The following is a 23,018-nucleotide window of genomic DNA, read 5'->3' as shown; positions in this document are numbered from 1 at the left end:
AAGCTTTAAAACAAATTAGTTAGCCTGAATTTTAACAAAAACACTGGCACATTTATTGACATCAAAATAATCAAAAATTATATACTTCTACCTTGTAGAAAATGGCTTTAAAACGCATCAGGTGAAATTTCACGTCACCTGATGCTTAACTTTTTTTCTCTCTGCCTAAAACTCAACGTTTGGAAAATCAAATAATTCTTTTTGCTGTTTTATTTACCTGAAATTTAACCCTCTCTTCATCAATGGTTTTAAGCTCTCCTTTTTCCATTACTATATTTCCATCAATAATTACAGTATCTACATCAGAACCTTGAGCTGAATATACAACTGCTGAGACTGGATCATTTACAGGACATATATGAGGTTTGTCCATATCAATTAATATAACATCTGCTTTCATTCCCTGTTTTATAAGTCCTGTCTCTTTTTCAAAATCTAAAGCTTTTGAACCATTAACAGTTGACATCTTTAAAACATCATATGCCTTAACACATGTTGGATCCATTTTGACTCCTTTGTGAATCAGTGCAGCTAAATGCATTTCTTCCATCATGTTAAGATTGTTGTTGCTAGCTGCTCCATCAGTTCCCAATGATACATTTACTTCTGATTTTAAAAGTTCAGGCACTTTTGCTATGCCACTTCCAAGCTTTAAATTACTGCTGGGGTTATGAACCACATCCACCCCTTTTTCTTTTATTATATCAAAATCATTTTGAGATAAATGTATACAGTGAGCTGCCGTTACAGGCACATCTAAAATTCCTGTTTTAAGGGCTATTTCCACTGGACTCATTTTATACATTTTTAGGCTGTCTTTTCTTTCACGTTCAGTCTCAAGTATATGTATATTTATTCTTGTACCCAGCTCTTTTGCACATTTTGCAGATTGGGTTAATGATTCCTCATTAAAAAGGTATACAGAATGCACTTCAAAAGATGTTTTAATCCTTCCATTTTCTGCATTGTGCCATTTTTTAAAAAAACTATAATCTTCTTTTGTTATTTTTCCATTTTCATCAAAATCTAATGGGTTTTTTGAAAGATTAGCTCTAATTCCAGCATCACATACTGCTTTTGCAACCTGATTCATGTGCAGGTACATATCCAAAAAAGTAGTTGTGCCAGTTTTAATCATCTCGGTAATCCCCAATAAAGTACCCCAATATATATCTTCTGGTGAAAGCTTTTCTTCTGTAGGAAGAATATTATTAAAAAGCCAATCTTCCAACTTAAGATCATTTGCATAATTTCTTAAAATGGTCATTCCACAATGGGTATGAGCATTAATTAATCCTGGCATTAAAACTTTATTTTTTCCATCAATAATCCTGTCAGGTTTAAAATCCTCTTTTTGATTTTTGCCAATATACTCTATATATCCATTTTTAATTGTTACAAATGCATCCTTGATTACTTTTTCTGAATCATCACATGTAATTATATCAACATTTTTAATTAATATCTTCACAAAAATTCTCCTTGTAACTATTGTTTTTTAACCGCTGTAAGTGCAAATATTTTTGCCTTTGAAGTTTTGGCATTCTCTTTTTCATTTTGCCTCACTGTAGTAATCTCTATATCAACAAATCCACAGTCAGAGAACCATTTTTTTATTTTTCCACTGCTAAACCCAAGCCATATATCATGCATTTTTTCTTTAAGTTCCATATCCCTATGTTCATAAAAATCAGATAAAAAAACAATACCATCTGGCTTTAGCACTCTTTTTATTTCTTTAATTGCAAATTCTGGCTCGTCTTTATGATGAAGAAACATATTTGCACAAACCATATCAACTGCCTCGTCTTCTACAGGAATATCTATACTATTACTCTCTATAGTGTCAATGTTCTTGATACCATTTATTTTTGCATTTTTCTTTAGTTCTTTTATCATTTCTTTAGATATATCAACAGCTATAACTTTTTTCACATGCTTTGCCACAGCTGTTGATATATATCCATTCCCAGAACCTAAATCAATAACAGTTTTATCTTTTTTAAGTATTCCTAAGTTAAGAAGATGATTTTTAATTGATTCATCATAATAATTTTTGCGAATTTCTTCCCATTTAGGGGCAATTTGATTATAGTATTCTTTTGTATCCCCCTCACTAGCTGAATAAGACTGAGAGTCCCCTATTGAAAGCCATTCTATAAGAGCTTTTCTGCTAAATCTCCACTCTCTTCCTATTTTTCTTGCAGGTACTCTTTCTTCTTTAAGAAGTTTAATAAATGTCTTTACACTTACCCCAAAAAGCTCTGCTGCCTCTTCTAAAGTAAGAATTTCTTTTTCCATCACATACACCTCGTTATGCTATCATTCAAAAAAGGAAGCATAAGAAATCTCTTATCTTTTCCTTTGTGCTTTTAGCACCAGCTTTCCAAATACTTTTTTTGCTCATCTGTCAATTGGTCTATTTCTATTCCCCAAGATTTTAGCTTCATTTGTGCAACTCTTTTATCAATTTCATCTGGAACATCCACTACTTTGTTGCCAAGCTGGCTATAGTTTTCCACAACATATTTAGCACTAAGTGCCTGAAGAGCAAAGCTCATATCCATTATTTCAGCTGGATGTCCATCACCTGCTGCAAGATTAACCAGCCTTCCTTCTGCTAAAATATTAATCCATCTTCCATCTTCCATTTTATATCCCATTATATTTTTTCTCTGCTCTTTTTTCTCACAAGCCATTTCTTCTAGTTCCGGTACAGAAACTTCAACATCAAAGTGTCCTGCATTACAAAGTATAGCTCCATCTTTCATATTCTTATAATGCTCACCATGTATAACTTTGCTGCATCCTGTAACTGTTACAAATACATCACCTATAGACGAGGCTTTTTCCATAGTCATAACTTTAAATCCATCCATAACTGCTTCTGCCGCTTTTATAGGATCAATTTCACATACAATAACCGATGCCCCAAGCCCTTTAGCTCTCATTGCTATACCTTTACCACACCAGCCATATCCTACAACAACAACATCTTTTCCCCCTACAATAAGGTTTGTAGTTCTGTTTATTCCATCCCAGACAGACTGACCAGTTCCGTATCTGTTATCAAAAAGATACTTACAGTAGGCATTATTTACAGCAACCATCGGAAACTGCAATACACCTTCCTTTTCCATTGCCTTTAATCTTAAAATCCCTGTAGTAGTCTCTTCTGAGCCACCCATAACATGTGGCAAAAGTTCTTTCTTTTTAGTATGAAGAAGATTTACAAGATCTCCTCCATCATCAATTATAATATTTGGTTTATCTCCTAATACAAGATTTAAGTGCTCTTTGTATTCTTCTTCTGTAGCATTATACCATGCATATACCATAAGACCATATTTAGCTAATGCAGCTGCTACATCATCTTGTGTAGATAAAGGATTACTTCCTGTTACCGATACTTCTGCTCCACCCATAGCCAAAACTTTTGAAAGATATGCAGTTTTAGCTTCTAAGTGAACTGATACTGATACTCGTAATCCTTTAAATGGCTTTGTCTTTGAAAACTCCTCCTCAAGACTTCTTAAAAGAGGCATATTTTTTCTTACCCATTCTATTTTTTTCTCTCCTGACTCTGCCATATCAATATTTTTTATTTTATTCATTACTGTACCTCCCAATCAGTTATTAACCTTTTAACTAAAGATATAAAATTCTTTTCAGCAACTTTTGCTGTCTGCATAACTTCTTTGTGATTTAAAGGTTGATCCAGTATTCCCGCTGCCATATTTGTTATACATGAAATCCCCAAAATATCCATGCCAGCGTGCTTTGCAACAATAACCTCTGGGACGGTAGACATTCCAACTGCATCAGCGCCTAAAACACTCAGTGCTTTTATTTCTGAAGGTGTCTCATACATAGGACCTTTTGCAAAAATATATACTCCTTCTTTTACATTTACCCCTTCTTTTGAAGCAGCATTTTTGCAAAGTTCTATAAGTTTTGGATTGTACACTTTGCTCATATCAGGAAATCTCACTCCAAATTCACCAATATTTTCTCCTCTTAAAGGGGATGGTGCAAAAAATCCAATATGATCTTTAATTATCATCAAATCTCCTGGATTAAAATCTTTATTTATTCCCCCGGCAGCATTTGTAACAATCAGATTATTTATTCCCATAATTTTAAAAACTCTTGTGGCAAATACCACCCTAGAAATATCATGACCTTCATAGTAATGAAAGCGTCCTTTCATCGCAAGTATGTATTTATCCCCAAGCTTACCAAATACCAGCTTCCCATCATGACCTTCAACAGTTGTTACAGGAAATCCTGGAATATCATTATAATCTATCTCAACTGTATCTTTAATTTCATTTACTAAAGGCCCTAATCCAGATCCCAAAATAATTGCAATTTGAGGTTCCCTACCTATTTTTTTCTTTATATATTCTCCAGCTTCTCTTATATTGCTTATTATATCCGCCATTATTTGCCTCCTTTTTTATTGTTGTTTTTTACAGAGCAAAAATCTCCTTTTTATAGGGTAAACTAAATTTAAAATCTTATCCACATGTAAATTATATAATAGTTATTTAAAATTATCAACGTCCATTTACACCTATATTCATTATTTTTGCATCTAACTACAATCTATTTTTCATACTCTTTATAATGCTAAGTGTGGTGATTTTTAAAAATTAGGTTTTTTGTAAATTGCTATACTTAAATATAAGTTTAAAAATGCAAAGGGATAAAAAAATAATCAGAGAAGCATATAAGAAAACCTGTTTCACTCCTACAAAATCACTAAATATTCCCCCTCCTATGCTTCCTATTATTCTAGACAGTCCTAAACATATAACTGCATTTAAAGTTTGTCCTGATGCTCTTAATTCCTTAGGAACTTCGTTATTAATATAGGTAGCCATAGAATAAGCAAGTACAATGAATGTAAAGCCATGAAGTACTTGAGACAGCATTATTATATAGATATTATTTGAAAGCCCCAATACTCCCCACCTTATTGCACAAATTAGTCCAGCTCCCAATAAAGTTGACTTTATACCCAGCTTATCTATTACTCTGTCTCCCCATAAAAGAAAAAACACTTCGCTTACTGATGCGATAAAAATAGCCCATCCTAAAAGTGAACTATCAGCTCCTATACCTGTATAATATATACCAAAAAAAGTATTATAAAATGCAAGGGTTGAATGAATTGCAACGGTAAAACCCATAAATATCATTAATTCTTTGTTTTTAAATAATTCAATTATTGATATTTTTCGCCCTGTTGCTTGATGACCTTTTACTTTTGGTATTTTAAATACTGATGAAAATGTTACCAAGCCAAGCAAAAAAGAAATAAAAAATATTCCACTAATATTTTTATCTATGATAGCCCCTGCTATTACAGCCATCAAAGCATACCCCATGGTTCCGGCAAGTCTAATTGGTCCAAACTTCCACCTAGTTGGAGCCATATATTCAAGAGTAATTGCATCGCTAATAGGGAAAACAGGTGTTTGAAAAAAAGAAAGTATAACTAATATAAAAAACAAATAATAAAAGCTTTCAGAAAGATAAAATAAAAGCATTATAAAACTGGTCATTATCAATAAAAGTTTTATAACGCTATTTTTTGTTTTAGCCCTGTCACAGGCAATTCCCCAAAAGGGCTGTGAAAATATGGCGACAAAAGAGCCTATTGCAAGCAATATACCTATCTGTGTACCACTATACTCTAAACTATCAAGGTAAACAGGTAAAAAAACGCTAAACACAGCCAGAGCCATATATATTAAAACATAAAAAGCTGGAAATATAAAAGGATAATTTTTCATGTGTTGAGTATTTTTCAAATTATCTTTCTCCTTACATATACAAAAGTGATAATATACTTATTGTACACTTCTATTTTCACAATGTCCATAAATGCAAGGGAATTGGGATGTATATATTAAGCAACTCCACCTTATGGAAGGTGGAGCCTTAGAAGAAAATCTATTTAACTTAAATTTATATGTTTATTTTAATAGCTTCTGAAATATTTTTTAATTTCCCAAGGGTGAACTTCCTGTTCGAATTCCCTCCATTCGGCACGCTTTGAGCGTATAAATGTACGATATGCATGTTTTCCCAACGTCTCTTTAATAAGTGGATCTTTTTCCATCTCATCTAAAGCTTCTTCCAAATCATTTGGGTAATTGGCTATGTTATTATCGCATAAAACTTCTTTAGGAATGTCACCCACGTTTTCCTTTATATCTTCTGGAGGATCTATTTTATTTATAATACCATCTAAACCTGCACTAAGCATTACTGCAAAAACAAGATATGGATTTGCTGTTGGATCAGGAGTCCTCAATTCCAATCGTGTTCTTTCACCTCTTGACAATGGAATTCTGATAAAAGTAGAACGATTACAACAAGACCAAGATATATTAGTTGGTGCTTCGTAGCCCGGAACCAGCCTTTTATAAGAGTTTACTGTTGGATTGCATATAGCTGCAATGCCCTTACCATGTTTTATAAGTCCTCCAATGTAATATTTTGCAATTTGGCTTAACCCTAATGGATCATCTGGGTCATGAAAGCCGTTATCGCCATTTATTTTTAATGATTGATTACAATGCATAGCATTTGCATTTTCACCTGAAAAAGGTTTCGGAATAAAGGATGCATATAAACCATGATTGTTAGCAATACTTTTAACAATCTGTTTAAAAATTATCCACTGGTCAGCAGCCTTTAAAGCTTCGTCATATTTAAAATCAATTTCATGCTGACCTGGAGCCACCTCATGGTGAGATGTCTCAATTGAAAACCCAAGTTTTTTCATGGTTACAATCATATCTCGCCTTGCATCTTCTCCTCGATCAACAGGAGAAAGGTCAAAGTAGCCTGCATCATCATGAGTATTAAATACAGGTTGCTCCTTTTTATCTAAAGGAAATAAAAAGAATTCCCCTTCTGGACCTACATTAAACTCATACCCTAATTCTTTTGCTTTTGCTAAAGATCGTTTCAATATGTTTCTTGGACATCCAATAAAAGGCTTTTTATCTGGACCATATACATTACAAATGATATGAGCTACTCCGGTCTTTTCAGGATTCCATGAAAAGGGAGCAAAAGTTTCTAAATCTGGTACTAAATACATATCAGATTCTTCTATTCGACCATAGCCATCTACAGAAGAACCATCAAACATAAGCTCTCCATCAAGAGCACTGTCCAGTTCATCAGGAGTAATAGATACATTTTTGGCAAACCCAAATATATCTATAAATTGCAGTCTAATTAGTTCAACTCCTCTTTTAGCGATATCTTTTCTTATAAGTTCCTTTTTACAATTATGAGCTTCTTCGTCACACATAACAACATTGATACTTCCTTTCTTATTTTTATTATTTATTACATAAAAAATATTACCACAAGCATACTAAACATTCAAGTTAGTATTATCCATCTGTCAATCTAACTCTTTTTTGTTCGTCACAGGTAATAAATTTCCTTCTATTATCAAGTTTTGTAACAAGCATAACTTTCCCTTCCCATAGGTCACTTATATGCTTTAATGTTTCATATGCAAAACTAAGCTCTAGTTCTCTTCCATCATACTGATGTTCTAGTATAAGCATATTGTCTTTTTGAACCCATTCTAAGACTTTTATAACAGGTACACCAGCTAAACCTGTATTACTTGCAATTGCATCTCTTATAGTCTTCCATCCCTCTTGATCTGCTACCTCGGTTACAACGTAATTTTTACCCAGTTTCATATATTCAAAAAGATTCATTTCTTCACAGAGTTCTTTTGTTAAATATCTTCTAATAAATGATTGATCTCTTTCAACTTCTCTTACTTCAAATATTTTTTTTGGATTATCTGCATATTTGCTTTTAATGTTTTCAATTATTTTAAATCCCATGTAATAAGGATTAATTTGACCTAAGTGAGGTTTTATAACCTGATTATGCCTTTTTAAGAATTCTAGATGTAGCTCCTGACTAAGATTAAGCTTTTTTAATATGTTATAGTGCCAGTAACTTGCCCATCCCTCATTCATTATTTTGGTTTCAATCTGAGGAATAAAATATATGGTTTCTTCTCTCACAATGTTTAAAATGTCTTTTTCCCAATCTAAAAGCTTTCCATAGTCCATAATAAATAGTAAAATATCTTCCTGTGGCTCTATAGGTATTTTCTTGAAATCCGGTGGTGTTTCTTCCTTGACAGGTTTTGGCTCAAGTATAGGATACTCACTTTTAGGTTTTCTAAACCTCTCTAAAAGAGCATTTTTCTTTTGCTCTTCAGAAAGTAATTTTTCACCTATATTTCTATATATGTGAAACTTAATAGCATGGGCTGCATTTAATATTTTTTCAACCTTTGAATATCCTATTCCAGGATCTTGAATATATTCACGTATTCTATTTGCATGATTTTTAAACATCTCTACCGTATCTTTAGCTCTGGTTGCCTGCTTGAATAATCTATTGTTTTTAAAAAAGTCATTGTGACCATAGACATGAGCAATCGTCAAAATCTGTAAAAGCAATGTGTTATCTTTCATTAAATATGCTATACATGGATCTGAATTAATCACCATTTCATACGGAAGCCCTGTTAAATTGTATCTGTGGAGAGTTTTCTTTCTTTCATACTGTTTTCCATAGCTCCAATGAGGATAATGAGAAGGCATCCCCACATACGTCTCATAACCTATCATATCCTCATAACTGCATATTTCAAACTCCTGTTCATAGCAGTTAAGTCCTTCTTCAAAAACTATATTTTCAATTTTTTCATTCCACTCTAAAAGTTCTTTTATGCTGTATTCGGACATACACCCACCCCCTTACTCCCCTTCTTTTTCTAAAAGTTTCTTTAATCCAGGTAAAATATCATCTTTTTTTGTCATTGTAATAATTGAGAAATTCTTTTTGCTGACATTTTTCTTGTACTCTTCCTTCATTGTGCTGTATGATGAATAGTAACCTGGAACTATTTCTCCATATCCAAAAAGATTGCATACTTCACAGAGTTTATTGGCCGTATCCACTGCTCTTTTATTGTCCTCTGACCAGTTATCGCCATCACTGCAATGAAAAGCATAGATATTCCAGCTAGATGGGTTATATCTTTGTTCAATAATTTCAAGAGCCTTTTCATATCCACTGCTTATATAGGTTCCACCTGATTGACCTTTGTGAAAAAACTCATCTTCATTAACTTCTTTAGCAACAGTTGTATGAGCTACAAATATAACTTCAACATTGGAATATTTAAGCCTTATAAACTGATATAGCAAAAAGTAAAAACTTCTTGCCATATACTTCTTAGTTTGATCCATAGAACCTGATACATCCATAATACATATTACCACTGCATTGAAATCTTTCTTATAATCTTCTCTAACCCTTCTATATCTTAAATCATCTTCCATAAAAGGAAATCTCTTTTTTCCCTTTTCCTGTTCATCAATATTATTCTCTTCTTTTAAGTTATCAATATCTCCGTTATTTCTTTTATATCCCTGCTTTCTCTTTATTTTTTCAATAACAGATCTTTTTTTTGCCAATCTTGGCGGAATACCTTTTCGTTTATAACCAAGGTTCTTTATACTTCTAATAGATTCTACATCAGCAAGCTTTTTTCTGTCTATGTCTGGAAGATTTAGATCATCAAATAAATACTTTATAAGTTCTTCGATTGTAACCTCTGTCTCATAAATGTCTTCTCCTTCTTGATTTCCTGCTTGGCCATCCCCTTGCCCGATTTTTTTAGCTTTTTCCTCACCTATTTTATCGCCTCTTTTTTCATTTCCATCTCCTGAACCCGCCTGTGGTCCATTATTTCCATATATAAACCTATATTCTTTAATTCCTTTTATAGGAATTTTAATTTTTTTATCCTTATTTTGACCTATAATACTTTCCTCGGCAATAATATTACCTATATTTTTTTTAATAGATTTTTCTACAAGCTCTTTATGTCTCCTTCTATCTTCAGCCGACCGATCTTTCCCACTGTTTACATATTCACGAAATATCGCCATCTCTATCACCCCCTGGCAGTATATTATTCGTTCACTTCAATATATTGAATAACGTACAGTTTATGCATTCAATATCCCGGGGTATAACCTAGACTAATGCTTAGTCTTTCCATAAGTTGTTTGATGCATATTTTAATATAACATTACAGCAATGGTCACAATAACCATTTTTCTTCATTTCTTCTACCATAGTGTCAAACTTGCTGCTCTGTTCCTTATCTCTAACTTTTGCCTGTGTAATAACTCTGCTAAGTTCTTTTACAGATGCAGTAAGTTTTTTCTCAATTGCTTCCTTTAAAGGTTCATAACTATTAAAGTCAAGCTTACCACCGTTTCTTAAAACATAAAACATATAGGCTGTCACATCTGAACGAAATCCCTTAGCTGCAGTATCTGTAATTCCAATCTGTTCTTCGATTGACCTTAAGAATTTTTCATCAGGCTCTAATTCTTCACCTGTATTTCTGTCTTTTATTTTTGTTTTATTAACACAGGCTTCTGCATGGTCTAAATAATTGTTGAAAAGACTCTCTGCCTGTTCTCTATATCCATGAATAAAAGCCTTTGTTATTTCTTTTTCCAATATTTTATTATACTCTTTTCTCACACTGTCTTGAATAAACCTTAGATATCTCTCTTTTTCTTCTCCTCCAATAGAAAGTTCTTTTACAGATTTAACCAAAGTTTCCATTACAGAAATAGGATTTATACAGTTATGATCTGATTCTGACAGAGTAATATCAAGTACCTTCATTACAAACCTTGTAGATATGCCTGTCATACCTTCTCTTTGTGCTTCATCACGCAGTTCAAAAACATCTACTTTTTTAGTCATTCCTTTTTCAACCACTTCTTCTCCGTTATAAATCTTAAGTTTTGTCATAGAATCAACTTTATTTGATGGTGCTAATCTTGTAAGAATAGCAAACATTGATGCAATTTTAATTGTGTGCGGTGATATATGAGCCTTAAAATTGCTTTTCTTAAGTATTTTCTCATATATCTTAATTTCTTCATCAAGTTCTAAGCAATATGGAACTTCGATTTTTACAATTCTATCTAGTATAGCTTCATTTGTATGATCAGATTTAAATTTATTCCATTCTGCCTCATTTGAATGTGCTAAAATTATTCCATCAAAATAAACCATTGAGCCTTTTCCTGGAGAAGGAACTGACTTTTCCTGAGTAGCAGTAATCATTGTATGCAAATATTCCGTTTCATTTTTAAACACCTCTATAAATTCAACAATACCTCTATTTCCTACATTAAAAGCCCCATTTAAAGATAAAACCCTAGGGTCATCTTCAGGGTATAAATCAATCTTGGAAATATCAACACTTCCAATTAAAACAGAAGTATCCTGATTATTTGGATCAACTGGAGGTACAACACCTATTCCTTTTCTTGACCTTATAGAAAAATCCACTGTTTCAACAGGGAATTTTTCATATTCACCATTTAACTCATTTTTTAACCTGTACCTGCAAACTGGACATAAATCTCCTTCAATTTTAACACCTAATATTTCTTCAAACTCTTTTCGCAAATGTTTTGGTACCAGATGAAGCGGTTCTTCTCTAATTGGACATCCCTTTAATGCATAAACAGGTGGACTTGTTTCTAAAGCTCTCTTCATAACTTCCATTAAAGAAGATTTCCCTGCACCAACAGGCCCAACTAGATAAAGCACCTGTCTTGATTCTTCGCCTGCCATTGCAGCTGAATGAAAATATCTTACAATTTTCATTATGGTTCTGTCAATTCCAAAAAATTCACTGTCAAAGAATTTATATTTCTTTATTGTATCATTACCATATATCCTACGAAGTCTTGGATTTTCATCTGTCTTAATCACTTCAATCCCTGGCTCTGTCATAAGCTTATACATTCTATGATGAGAAAGCATGGTGATTTCAGGATCCCCTTTAACAATGTCAAGATATTCTAAAAAAGTACCTTCAAACTTCTTAGCTTTATTCACCTCTCTGTCTTTTTGAATAATGCTTGAAAAATCACATTTTCCCATTAATTATGCCCCCTCACTTTCTTAAAATAATTGTTTTGTTTGTGGATACCATTAATTGTTAATAACTTTAAATTGCGAACAAGTAAAGTATATATATAAATACCAAAATTATGCAAAAGCATATACAAAGTTTTTTAATTTTCCCTAAGGTATTATAAGTTTTATATTTTCATAATATTACTGAACCAAGTAAAAATACTTACAATGATAAATTTTGATAATCAAACTAACGTATTGAAAAAGCTTTTTTATTAAGCTGATAGAATTGCTGTTAACATTATAATTAATATTATAACATATTTTAAACTAAAAAACTATAATATTTCTTCCTCCATATTTTCCCTAAGACTTTTAGAGTTATTTAATGCTATAATATATATAAGACTCATATACCCCTAACTTTTTTTAGGAGGCTATTTATGCATACTTTCTCTTATTATATTAAAAATATATCTAATGTACTTACATCTATAATTTCCGGATTTCTTTTATTTTTAGCAGTGTTAGCACTAATTTTAATAAACACTGTTATGACTTCGGATTTTCATAAAAATATGTTTGAAAAAAATGAAATTTATGTTGAGACACAAAAAATAATTGATGACTCCCGAGAAGATGTTGTAAGCCTTATAAAAGGACAATCTTCTGAATTAAGTCAGCAACAAAAAGAAATTATTTATATTTTGGAAAACTCAACCTCTCCCGAAATGGTTAGAACAAATTTAGATAAAATTAACCAAGATATTTTTCAATATTTTAATGGAAAAAGAAGATTTTTGCCTGATATTTATGTAGATATGAAACCACCTAATTTCGATAAAATTGAAACAACTGATTCAAACTACGTCTCAAGTAAAATAACAAGAGTAAATTTAAATGCTCTTATAATGTCTTTCAATCGGGGGGATATTTTAGATGTATTTTTATTGATAAGGTTTCTATTCTTTTGCATAAATTCAATGCCAGCACTTTTTCTTCTAGCAGTGCTATTCATGCTTTTAATTCAAATTATTATTATGAAAAAACCTTCTAACGTCCTCGGGTGGATTTTGAATGTCTGTTTTTTTTCCAGCATTCTTTTTGTTATTTTGGGTGTTAGTATTTTTATTTATTCTAAAAACTTACTCCCAGTTCAACTTAATGAAATTATGTGGCCTATCCCCATAAATCTAAACGCTCTGTTATCTTACATACAAGACTCTACATCTCTTTTGTCACTATTGAGTATTTTATCTGGTATATCTTTATTCCTTTTAGCCTATATAATTATACTCTTTAAAAAAACTTTTTTAAAATTTATTGCCAATAAGAATCTGTTTAAATTAACTTTTATAAAAAACTATAAAAATCTGTTTAAACATATCATATGTACTTTTTTATTTATAAGTATTCTTTTAGGACTAGGATATAATGTTTATTCTTTCAGAAAGGATTTTAACTCCAATAATTTTTCAAATATCATATCTAAATATACCAATTCCAGCTCTGTTACAGAAGTTGTGTCAGCAAAAAATGAAAACATTTATACATTACAGATAAACCTTGTTGACTCTGACACAAATGCACCTGTTGAAAATGTTGAAATAAATGTAGATGGTAAAGCAGAAGTCAGCAATAAACATTATAATCTGACAGAAACCACTGATAACACCGGAATAGCTAAGTTTCATCTTAGAAAAGGTACTTTCCATATTGATTTTTTATCTGCTTCACCATTGGATAATTATATTTTACCATCACCTTTTTACTTTGATTTAATATCTGTAGGAACCACTGTCATTACAATTAACTTAGATAAGCACAGTGAATCAGAAAGTTATGGTGTGATTGAAATAGAAATATTAGACCATAATAATGAACCTTTTGAAGAAATAGAACTTTTAATTGAAAATTCTAAAACACACAAAAAAGATATTTTAGAATCGAATGATACGCCTGATAAATACTACTCAATAACAAACCCTGATGGCATCGCTGTATTTAAAAAAGAAAAAGGAACTTATATTGCAAAATTTTCAGAAAGTAAATTTCCTAAAGAGTATATTATCCCTGAACCTTTTGAAATTAACATTTTGCCTGGCATTGTCTCAAGGTACACGATTAAGCTTACAAAAAGTGAGTAAAGATAATCTCCACTAAAAAGAAATCTACCACAAAGGCAGATTTCTTTTTTAAAATAAAAAATAACAATTCATAACTTTTATTTAATATCCGGCAAATTTTTCATACTTTCTTTTATTGAATCATCTGAATAATCAACATCAACAAGCTTTCCTCTTAAATAATTGTCATAAGCCGCCATATCAAAATAGCCATGTCCACTTAAACTAAAAAGAATAACCTTTGACTCACCTGATTCTTTACACTTTAAAGCTTCATTAATTGTACCCCTGATAGCATGTGCTGACTCTGGAGCGGGTATTATACCCTCTGTTTGAGCAAATTGAAGTGCTGCTTCAAAAATTTCTTTTTGAGCAACAGCCTGTGCTTCTATAATACCATCATGGTAAAGTTGACTTACAATTGGAGATTGTCCATGATATCTAAGCCCTCCTGCGTGAATACCAGCTGGAACAAAATCATGTCCTAAAGTATACATTTTAGCTATCGGTCCAACTTTTCCAGTATCTCCGTAATCATATGCAAAAACACCTTTAGTAAGTGTAGGACAAGCTGTAGGCTCTACGGCAACCAATCTGATATTGGTTCCATTTAATTTATCACTGATAAATGGAAAAGCAATTCCTGCAAAATTACTTCCTCCACCACAACACGCATAAACAACATCTGGATATTCATCTAACGTTTCCAGTTGTTTTTTAGATTCAAGTCCAATAACAGTCTGATGCAAAGCTACATGGTTTAAAACACTTCCCAATGCATAATTTGTATCATCATTAGTCGCTGCAACTTCAACAGCTTCACTTATCGCCATACCTAAACTACCTGTGGAATCCGGATCTTTTTCCAAAATAGTTCTCCCACATTTAGTCAAATTGCTTGGACTAGGTATTACATCAGCACCAAATGTTTGCATAAATGATCTTCTGTAAGGTTTTTGTTGATAACTGACTTTAACCATATAAACTGAACAATCTAAATCAAAGTGATTACATGCAAGGCTTAATGCACTTCCCCACTGACCAGCACCGGTTTCAGTTGAAAGCTTTTTTATACCTGCCATCTTATTGTAGTAAGCCTGTGGAATAGCAGTATTAAGCTTATGACTTCCAGTAGCATTTATCCCCTCATACTTATAGTAGATTCTTGCCGGTGTATCAAGCAACTTTTCCAGCCCTTCAGCCCTATATAATGGACTTGGTCTCCACTGACGATACATTTCTCTAACTTCATCAGGAATATCTATCCATCTCTCGCTAGAATTTTCCTGTTTAATTAATTCCTTTGGAAAAATAGCCTGAAGTTCATCTGGGGTGGCAATTTTATTTGTCATTGAACTAACATATGGGTCAGGTTTATTAGGCATGTCCGCAAGTATGTTATACCATTTTTTAGGAATCTCATTCTCCTCTAAAATCACTTTTCTCACATCTTTTTTACTCATCTCTCTCATCTCTCCTCACCAAAAATAGCTTTACTTATATTTTACTAAAAAGAAAAGCAACATTCAACAGCAATCTTTGAAGTATATATACTAGCAGTACGAAGTCCTTCTCTTTGTTCCAAAACTTTGCATAAAATTTGGCAAGGAATTCCTCCTTGCCAAGCATAACATAAAAATCAGCTAGACTTTATCTTAAATTTTTACTCTCATAACACAAATTTTATTAGATCCTATATCCTGCCAATACTCTATGTAATTGCCAGACTGCTTAAAGTTTTCAAAAGCATACCCTTTTGAAATAATATATTCAACAATATCTTTTGAAAAAAGCAACGCCATTGCAGTTTCACTTAACTCAGGTATCTTTTTTATAACAAGTTCCTTCTCCAGTGTTTTAAACTCATCGAATAAAAGCACTTTATAATCACCATTATCATTTTTATAAATTGTATACCTAGAACGTATTTTAAAAATATCATCTATTTCGATTTTTCTTTCAGTTATTAATAAATTATTTAACTTTTTATCCACATATAACATTTTATATTTTTCAATATAACTTAAAACATCTTTTTCCTTAAGACCTTTAACTTCCTTTAAGTTTATGTTTAAAAAGTCTGGAGTCTCATCGTCAAAAAGAACAACTGTAACGTCATTTTTATTCCTATACCAAATTTCTTTTTCATTAATAAATACAATCTCTCCATTTATTTTCTTTTCGCTAAATGGAGGAAATAAATATGGACGATTCTTGAAAAACTTAACTGTCCTTAACTCAACTTTATTAGAATCCTTTATCGTTACAGTAGAAGGATCACCCCATATATCTTTTTCCACAATTATCATTTTGCCTGACTCATTATTGTATATGAAATTTTTTTTGTTAGATGCCATAAGATCCTTTTTGTCAACCTTCAAAAGCCTTTCTAAATTTCTTATTTTATCTTTCTTCAATGAATTGATAAAATCTGCTGCTCTTTCTGATTTGTCAGAAATACTACCTTTTAAATTTTTAGACAAACTAGAAAACAGCTCTTTCCCTTGGCTTTGGCCTGATGAAACTTTAGATGAAATAATATCGACTAAACCCTTCATTCCTTCACTAGCTGAGTTTAGTGCTTCTTTTTTATTATCCATGACATCACCCCTTTTAAATTACGAAAGATAGATATGACGAGGTGCTACATCGAAGGGCTTCGAAGAATTATTATATATATAATAGATTTATTAGATTTATCTCTTATTATACCTTAAATTATCAAAAAATCCAAGCCTAAATTCAAAAATTAATAAATCTTTCCTGTCTTTCTAAACTTCACTTTTTCTTCTCTTGCCTGTTTTAATACATTTTGTTACAATCATATGTGACATGCTTTTGATGCAAAATTTTTATACTTAAAAAAAGTGAGGTATTAAGAATGACTAATATGAAAAATAGAAAACTTGTAATTATGTTTACAGTTTGCTTAGCTATGTCTCTTATGTTTTCGGCATGCAATACTGACAATTCTAATCATGAAACAACATCTGAAAATGAAGCTACAAATAATGGTGAGTCTACATCAGATAGCACTGCCATCAATTATGAGGAAAAAATAGAAAAGGAAGGACTTTCTGACGACGAAATTGAATCTTTTGAAGCATATGTTAATAGAATTGTATTTCAACTAAATGAAATACAAACCTTTAATAGTATCAGCACTCAATCTGACCTAAATACAACTGACGATTCTATAAAATACTCTGAGCTTTTATCAAAAATAGATACTCAAAAAGCAGTATATTTTTTAATTAAGTTGAAAGATGACTTTAACAACATGGAAGAAATATTTAATGAATACTTGCTATCGTTGCAGCTGAATCTAGATATTTATACTTATCTAGATAGTAAAAATAAATACATTGAAAAAAAAGATGAAATGCTTTCAGAAATTGAAGAAGACATAATTATAACTGTAAGTAAAATAGAAGAAAAAGCATTTGAAAACCTTCAAAAACTCAATGAAGAAAATAAAAATATTAATTCATATTTTGAAGACGAAATAAACAACTCACCTGGAAATATCGAACCTGATGACCCATCAACTAATTTACCAGAAGTTGACGTTCCTGTGCCAGCTGATCCAACAGAAGATTTAAAAAATAATCTGCCTGGTATAAATTAATACACTGATGCACGTGGGTGTATGTTATTTATGTGAATGAAAGGATAAATTAAGGACAGTACCGCCATTTGTATAAAATGGCGGCTTTTTATGCAATATTGTACATATCTAAAGTGTGGTGGATACGTTCAAAAATTAATCCTGCTACAAACCAAGCTGGTCCATAATCAATTCTAACTAGATTATCTATAGCAAATGTGCCTGAGTAGTACCATGGATATTCTCCTAATAAATTAAGGAGAATTGTTCCACTGGCATACTCTATTCCCCATATTATAATGACCCACAAAAATCCTCTGACTGGCCACCTCCATTCCTTCATGATATCATGTAAGGGTTCAAGAAAAACTGCACATCCATATATAAAAAACATCCATAAATTTGTATATGCCTGCATTACTATATCTCCAAAAAGAAGAGAATGCAAACCTGTCCATATTATTTCTATGCTCCATCCAATTAGTCCATAAATTATAAATCTTTTTAACATATTTATATTTTAAACATGATAAAACTTTTTAACAGTTGTAATTTATTGTTCAATTAGATTTAATTGCTATTTAAAACTTTAAAAAAATAATCTATTTAGACTAAATGTAAACATTTTGACTCTAGATAAAGTCTTTAGATAGCATAAAAACTTCTAAATTTAAACTCTTGTAGATTAAACTTAATATTTTTAATTATTATTTACGAATATATTTGGTTTCTTTTGAGAATTATAAACCTTAGATTTGATTACTAAAACGGGGTGTTGATTTGACTAAAATTGGAGAATTTAAACTGAATAAACTAAATTCATTTGTAATAAATTCAATATCTTTATTGGTTTTTGTTGTAGCAATAGCTATGTTTTTTAAAATATACCATCTAAATTTATACGATGTTTATTTAAAATATTTTTCAAACATTGGTTCTATATCTTTAATGTTCTTTTTTCTTGTAATTATAATAGCACTACATGAACTTATACACGGTATCGGCTATAAAATTTTTGGTGCTAGGCTTAAATTTGGTTTTAAGCATCTCAATATATACACAATGGATATTTCGGGAAATTCATATAGAGTTATAGAAATGTTTGTGATTATGCTTTTACCTCTATTGTCTTTAACTATTTTTTTGTCAGTTTTATCTTATATATTTAAAGATTATTACTTTTATTTTATATTGGGCACAATATTCAACATATCAAGTTCTGTAGGCGATATTATTCTTTTTAGTTATATGCTTATTAAAGGTAGTGAATGTAAAATAAAAGACACAAGTTATGGCTTTTTAATGTACAAAAAACTTTAGCTTAAATTAGTAGCTTTTTAAACGATACATGATTTTGTTAAATAATGCTTTAAAAGTTCAACTATTCTATTTTGCCTTTGTATTGGGGTTTTAGAGATATGATTGAAATAAAAAAGTTTTATTTTTTTTAAAAACCCCCTACCATATTTTTAAAAGATATGATAATATAATTAGTAAGTATTCAGGTAATCTTTTCTATTATTAGTTTTATTTCTTGAGGAGATCACATTGTTATAAAGTTTTAAGCATAATTTTAATATTCTGTTTAAAAATATAATATATTTAAAAATTATATGTTATTTATTATTGGAAAAAGGATAATAATATATCATAAACTAAAAATGGAGGGTGCCTATGTATCTTTTTGGAAAAATAACTGTAACTGCTGTTATACCTAATGAACTATCTAAATTAAAAGACATTGCCTTTAACTTATGGTGGTCTTGGAATTCCGATGCAATCGACCTTTACAGAGAAATTGACCTTGCTCTTTGGGAAAAACTTGGAAAGAATCCAGTTAGATTTCTCAAAGAAGTTAGTCAGAAAAAGCTAGAAGCAAAAGTTAACGATCCTGATTATATGCAAAAATATGAGGATGTGGTAAAAAAATATGAGTCCTATATGGAAGAAACCGATACATGGTTTAACAGAAACTTTCCAGATAAAAAGGACCACATGGTTGCATACTTTTCCGCTGAATACGGCTTAAATGAGGTTCTTCCTGTTTATTCAGGTGGACTGGGAGTTCTATCAGGAGATCACTGTAAGTCTGCTAGTGACCTAGGAATACCTTTTACTGCAATTGGTCTTTTTTACAAGCAAGGGTATTTCAGCCAACATATTAACGGAGATGGATGGCAGGAAACGATATTTACTGACCTTAATACATCTAATCTGCCAGTTAAACCAACTTTAGACCAGGATGGCAACCAGCTTACTATAGAAGTAGAGTTGCCTGGAAGGATAGTCTTCGCTAGGGTATGGCATGTACAAATTGGTCGAATAAAACTATATTTAATGGACACAGATCATGAACACAATAGCCATCACGATAGAGCACTTACTTCAAGATTGTATGGTGGAGATCAGGAAACCAGAATTCAACAAGAAATCTTTCTTGGTATTGGTGGTTCTAGAGTTCTTGACGCTTTAGGAATTAAACCTACTGTTTTCCATATGAATGAAGGTCATTCATCCTTTTTAGGTCTTGAACTTATAAGAAAACTTGTGCAAAATGAGAAACTGCCATTTAATCAAGCTAAAGAGGTTATTGCATCTTCAGTTGTATTCACTACCCATACACCTGTACCTGCAGGAAATGACGTTTTCCCACTAGATATGATTGACAGATATTTTAGTCATTATTGGCCTTCACTTGGCGTAAGTAGACATGAGTTTTTGGATTTAGGATTAAAAATTGGCGACCATCAAAACTTTAACATGACAGTTTTAGCTCTGAGTCTATCAGGTCAGAAGAATGGAGTAAGTGAGCTTCACGGTGCAGTATCTAGAAATATTTTTAAAAATGTGTGGCCTGGAATTCCTGAAAAAGAAATTCCTATTGGGCACGTTACAAACGGTATCCATACTCTCACTTGGCTGTCACCAACAATTAAGTATTTGTACGATAAGCACCTTGACAATGATTGGCAGGAAAAGCTTTATGACAGAAATACATGGGATAAGGTGGATGATATTCCTGATGAAGACTTGTGGAAATCCCATTGTGTATTAAAAACAAAAATGATTGGATTTCTTCGTGAAAAAATCAAAGAACAAAGAATTGCCAATAATGAATCAATTGAGAAAGTTAAAGAAGTTGATACTCTACTTGATTCTAATGCCCTGACAATTGGTTTTGCTAGAAGATTTGCAACCTATAAAAGAGCAAATTTAATATTCAGAGATGTAGCTAGAATTCAAAAAATACTTAATAATCCACAAAGACCTGTTCAAATTATATTTGCAGGAAAAGCTCATCCTGCTGATGGACCTGCACATGAAATAATCAAACACATCAATGATATATCAAAACAGGAAGGATTTCACGGAAAAGTTATTTTAATCGAAAACTACAATATGACAATTGCCCGAAATCTAGTACAGGGAGTGGATATATGGCTTAATAACCCACGTCGTCCTCTTGAAGCTAGTGGCACAAGTGGTCAAAAAGTTTGCATTAATGGAATTATCAATTTCAGTGTCTTAGATGGCTGGTGGTGTGAAGGCTATAACAGAAAGAATGGATGGGCTATTGGTGATGAAACTTTATATGACAATGAATACCATCAGGATAATGCAGACAGCGAATCAATCTACAACACACTTGAAAAACAAATTGTTCCCGCTTTCTTTGAGCGAAATGACAAGGGAATCCCTGAAAAATGGGTTGAAATTATGAAGGAATCTATAAAATCAAATACAGGCTTGTTTAGCACTCATAGAATGGTTCAAGATTACACAAACAAGTATTATATTACTTCTATGAACAGAGTTGAAAAACAAATTTCAAGCAATTTCAAATATGCATCCGAGTTATCTAACTGGAAACAACATGTTGAAAAGGAATGGCCGCAGGTGGATATCATTCCAGACAAAGAAGTAACTCAATTAAACAACAAGAACTTTATATCAGGAGAAACAATACCTATACACGCAACAGTAAAACTAGGTAGTTTAGAACCATCAAATATAAAGGTTCAGGTTTATTATGGTGATATAGGAAATGAAAATGCCATAGAAAATCCACATATAGTCGATATGCAATTAGAAGAAAAAATATCTGACAATACTTACAGGTATACTGCCAAAATAACTCTATACGAAGGAGGAGAATATGGTTATACATTCAGGGTAATACCAAGTCATCCTGATTTAATGAGTCCATTTGATCTCCCACTAATAAGATGGGCAGTACAGTAAATGTATTAAATTTTAACAACGATAAAGCTCAACACATACATGTGTTGAGCTTTATTTTATTGTTTTTAACTTTTTATTTGACCATTTTAAAATTTTTACATCTATTTTTATAAATAGTTTATATTCTTTAAAGTAAATTAACCCTTAACAGCTCCTGCTGTAAGCCCTCCAATTATATGCTTAGAAAAGAATAAAAATACAATTATTAGAGGTATTACCGAAAGAGAAACAGCCATATATGCAGGAGCAAAATCTGTACGGTATATTCCCCTTGCATTTGCGACTAAAATTGGAACAGTTCTAAGATTACTACTTCTTAAAACTACCTGCGGAATCAAAAGCTGATTCCATTGAAAGATAAAAGCAAACATTCCCATTGTTGCAATTGCGGGAGTAGATAAAGGTAATACTATTTTATTAAATATTCTAACTTCAGATGCTCCGTCTATCCTTGCAGACTCAAGTATAGACTTAGGTAAAGTTGAATCCATATACTGTTTAACAAAAAATACAAACTGAGCATTTGCCATCATTGGTAATATTAATGCCAAAAAGTTATCCAGTAAACCCAACTTAAAAACTACATCGTAAAAACCAATAACACCTAACTGAGGTGGTACCATCATTGTACTTAATATTACCCAAAATAATGCTTTGCTTCCTGGAAATTTAAATTTTGAAAAACCATATGCAGTTGCAGTACCAAAATAGGCTAACAAAGCAGTACCTGAACACGTAATAATAATACTATTTAAAAAACCTCTCCATATGTTAATCCTCTCACTCATTGTCTGGTAGTTTATCCAGGCTCTGGTGCCAGGCAATAAGTTAAGATTCCGTGCAATATCTGCATTACTATGAGTTGCATTAATCATCATAAAGTAAAATGGCAAAAAGCAAAGCACAGCCAACAAGAAAAGTCCTATATAGATTAATATCTTAGGAATATCAACTTTAGAAGTTGTATTAACTTTTTTAATATTTGTGTTTTTATCAGTAGATAAATTACTTTTCAT

General features: G+C 31.6%; 17 protein-coding genes. 4 read left to right on the top strand and 13 right to left on the bottom strand.

The features are described 5' to 3' along the window. Positions 1 to 187: 187 nt before the first annotated feature. From RBH29_RS03520 to RBH29_RS03480, 9 genes are all read right to left on the bottom strand, one after another. Positions 188 to 1,471 carry an amidohydrolase gene (locus RBH29_RS03520; protein WP_306695174.1) on the bottom strand — a complete coding sequence of 428 codons (1,284 nt, stop codon included), beginning with the start codon at positions 1,469 to 1,471 and terminating at the stop codon, positions 188 to 190. A 17-nt stretch (positions 1,472 to 1,488) separates the two neighbouring features. Continuing rightward, on the bottom strand, positions 1,489 to 2,301 hold the full coding sequence (locus RBH29_RS03515) for a methyltransferase domain-containing protein (RefSeq protein ID WP_306695173.1): 813 nt from the start codon (positions 2,299 to 2,301) through the stop codon (positions 1,489 to 1,491). Positions 2,302 to 2,372: 71 nt separating this feature from the next. Next, positions 2,373 to 3,614 carry an adenosylhomocysteinase gene (locus RBH29_RS03510; protein ID WP_306695171.1) on the bottom strand — a complete coding sequence of 414 codons (1,242 nt, stop codon included), beginning with the start codon at positions 3,612 to 3,614 and terminating at the stop codon, positions 2,373 to 2,375. Further along, complete coding sequence (locus tag RBH29_RS03505; protein ID WP_306695170.1) at positions 3,614 to 4,444, bottom strand: purine-nucleoside phosphorylase; 831 nt, start codon at positions 4,442 to 4,444, stop codon at positions 3,614 to 3,616. The genes RBH29_RS03510 and RBH29_RS03505 overlap by 1 nt, the downstream gene beginning before the upstream one ends. A gap of 211 nt (positions 4,445 to 4,655) precedes the next feature. Beyond that, complete coding sequence (locus RBH29_RS03500) at positions 4,656 to 5,819, bottom strand: MFS transporter (protein WP_306695169.1); 1,164 nt, start codon at positions 5,817 to 5,819, stop codon at positions 4,656 to 4,658. Positions 5,820 to 5,989: 170 nt separating this feature from the next. Continuing rightward, positions 5,990 to 7,336: a type I glutamate--ammonia ligase gene (gene glnA / locus RBH29_RS03495; RefSeq protein ID WP_306695168.1), complete on the bottom strand. Its 1,347-nt coding sequence runs from the start codon at positions 7,334 to 7,336 to the stop codon at positions 5,990 to 5,992. Positions 7,337 to 7,421: 85 nt separating this feature from the next. Then, entirely contained in the window at positions 7,422 to 8,810 is a 1,389-nt protein-coding gene (locus RBH29_RS03490) for a SpoVR family protein (RefSeq protein ID WP_306695166.1), read from the bottom strand. 12 nt (positions 8,811 to 8,822) lie between these two features. Beyond that, positions 8,823 to 10,022: a sporulation protein YhbH gene (yhbH, locus tag RBH29_RS03485; protein ID WP_306695165.1), complete on the bottom strand. Its 1,200-nt coding sequence runs from the start codon at positions 10,020 to 10,022 to the stop codon at positions 8,823 to 8,825. Positions 10,023 to 10,122: 100 nt separating this feature from the next. Next, positions 10,123 to 12,051: a PrkA family serine protein kinase gene (locus RBH29_RS03480; protein WP_306695164.1), complete on the bottom strand. Its 1,929-nt coding sequence runs from the start codon at positions 12,049 to 12,051 to the stop codon at positions 10,123 to 10,125. Between the two features lie 419 nt (positions 12,052 to 12,470). Here RBH29_RS03480 and RBH29_RS03475 point away from each other — a divergent pair, with 419 nt between their 5' ends. Continuing rightward, positions 12,471 to 14,174: an Ig-like domain-containing protein gene (locus tag RBH29_RS03475; RefSeq protein ID WP_306695163.1), complete on the top strand. Its 1,704-nt coding sequence runs from the start codon at positions 12,471 to 12,473 to the stop codon at positions 14,172 to 14,174. A gap of 77 nt (positions 14,175 to 14,251) precedes the next feature. On the opposite strand, the gene RBH29_RS03470 is transcribed toward RBH29_RS03475, so the two are convergent. Both RBH29_RS03470 and RBH29_RS03465 read right to left on the bottom strand, forming a co-directional pair. After that, positions 14,252 to 15,616, bottom strand: a complete 1,365-nt coding sequence (locus RBH29_RS03470; protein ID WP_306695161.1) for a TrpB-like pyridoxal phosphate-dependent enzyme — start codon at positions 15,614 to 15,616, stop codon at positions 14,252 to 14,254. 192 nt (positions 15,617 to 15,808) lie between these two features. Next, a complete protein-coding gene (locus RBH29_RS03465; RefSeq protein ID WP_306695159.1) occupies positions 15,809 to 16,753 on the bottom strand; it encodes a hypothetical protein in 945 nt (314 codons plus the stop codon). A 281-nt stretch (positions 16,754 to 17,034) separates the two neighbouring features. Here RBH29_RS03465 and RBH29_RS03460 point away from each other — a divergent pair, with 281 nt between their 5' ends. Then, complete coding sequence (locus RBH29_RS03460) at positions 17,035 to 17,781, top strand: hypothetical protein (protein WP_306695157.1); 747 nt, start codon at positions 17,035 to 17,037, stop codon at positions 17,779 to 17,781. An 88-nt stretch (positions 17,782 to 17,869) separates the two neighbouring features. Here the strand turns inward: RBH29_RS03460 and RBH29_RS03455 are convergent, their stop codons facing one another. Then, positions 17,870 to 18,271 (bottom strand): putative ABC transporter permease, encoded by a 402-nt coding sequence (locus RBH29_RS03455; protein ID WP_306695156.1) that lies wholly within the window; start codon positions 18,269 to 18,271, stop codon positions 17,870 to 17,872. A 269-nt stretch (positions 18,272 to 18,540) separates the two neighbouring features. Between RBH29_RS03455 and RBH29_RS03450 the strand changes: the two genes are divergently transcribed. Together RBH29_RS03450 and glgP are read left to right on the top strand one after the other, a co-directional pair. Beyond that, positions 18,541 to 19,080: a DUF3267 domain-containing protein gene (locus RBH29_RS03450; RefSeq protein WP_306695155.1), complete on the top strand. Its 540-nt coding sequence runs from the start codon at positions 18,541 to 18,543 to the stop codon at positions 19,078 to 19,080. Between the two features lie 354 nt (positions 19,081 to 19,434). Then, positions 19,435 to 22,002, top strand: coding sequence for an alpha-glucan family phosphorylase (gene glgP / locus RBH29_RS03445; RefSeq protein ID WP_306695154.1), 2,568 nt, complete (start codon positions 19,435 to 19,437; stop codon positions 22,000 to 22,002). Between the two features lie 137 nt (positions 22,003 to 22,139). On the opposite strand, the gene RBH29_RS03440 is transcribed toward glgP, so the two are convergent. After that, positions 22,140 to 23,018 (bottom strand): carbohydrate ABC transporter permease, encoded by an 879-nt coding sequence (locus tag RBH29_RS03440; RefSeq protein WP_306695153.1) that lies wholly within the window; start codon positions 23,016 to 23,018, stop codon positions 22,140 to 22,142.

It is taken from the genome of Herbivorax alkaliphila, assembly GCF_030848475.1.
GTDB lineage: Bacteria > Bacillota > Clostridia > Acetivibrionales > Acetivibrionaceae > Herbivorax.
Note: the sequence above shows the minus strand (reverse complement) of the source record. Positions and strands in the feature narration are given on the sequence as shown.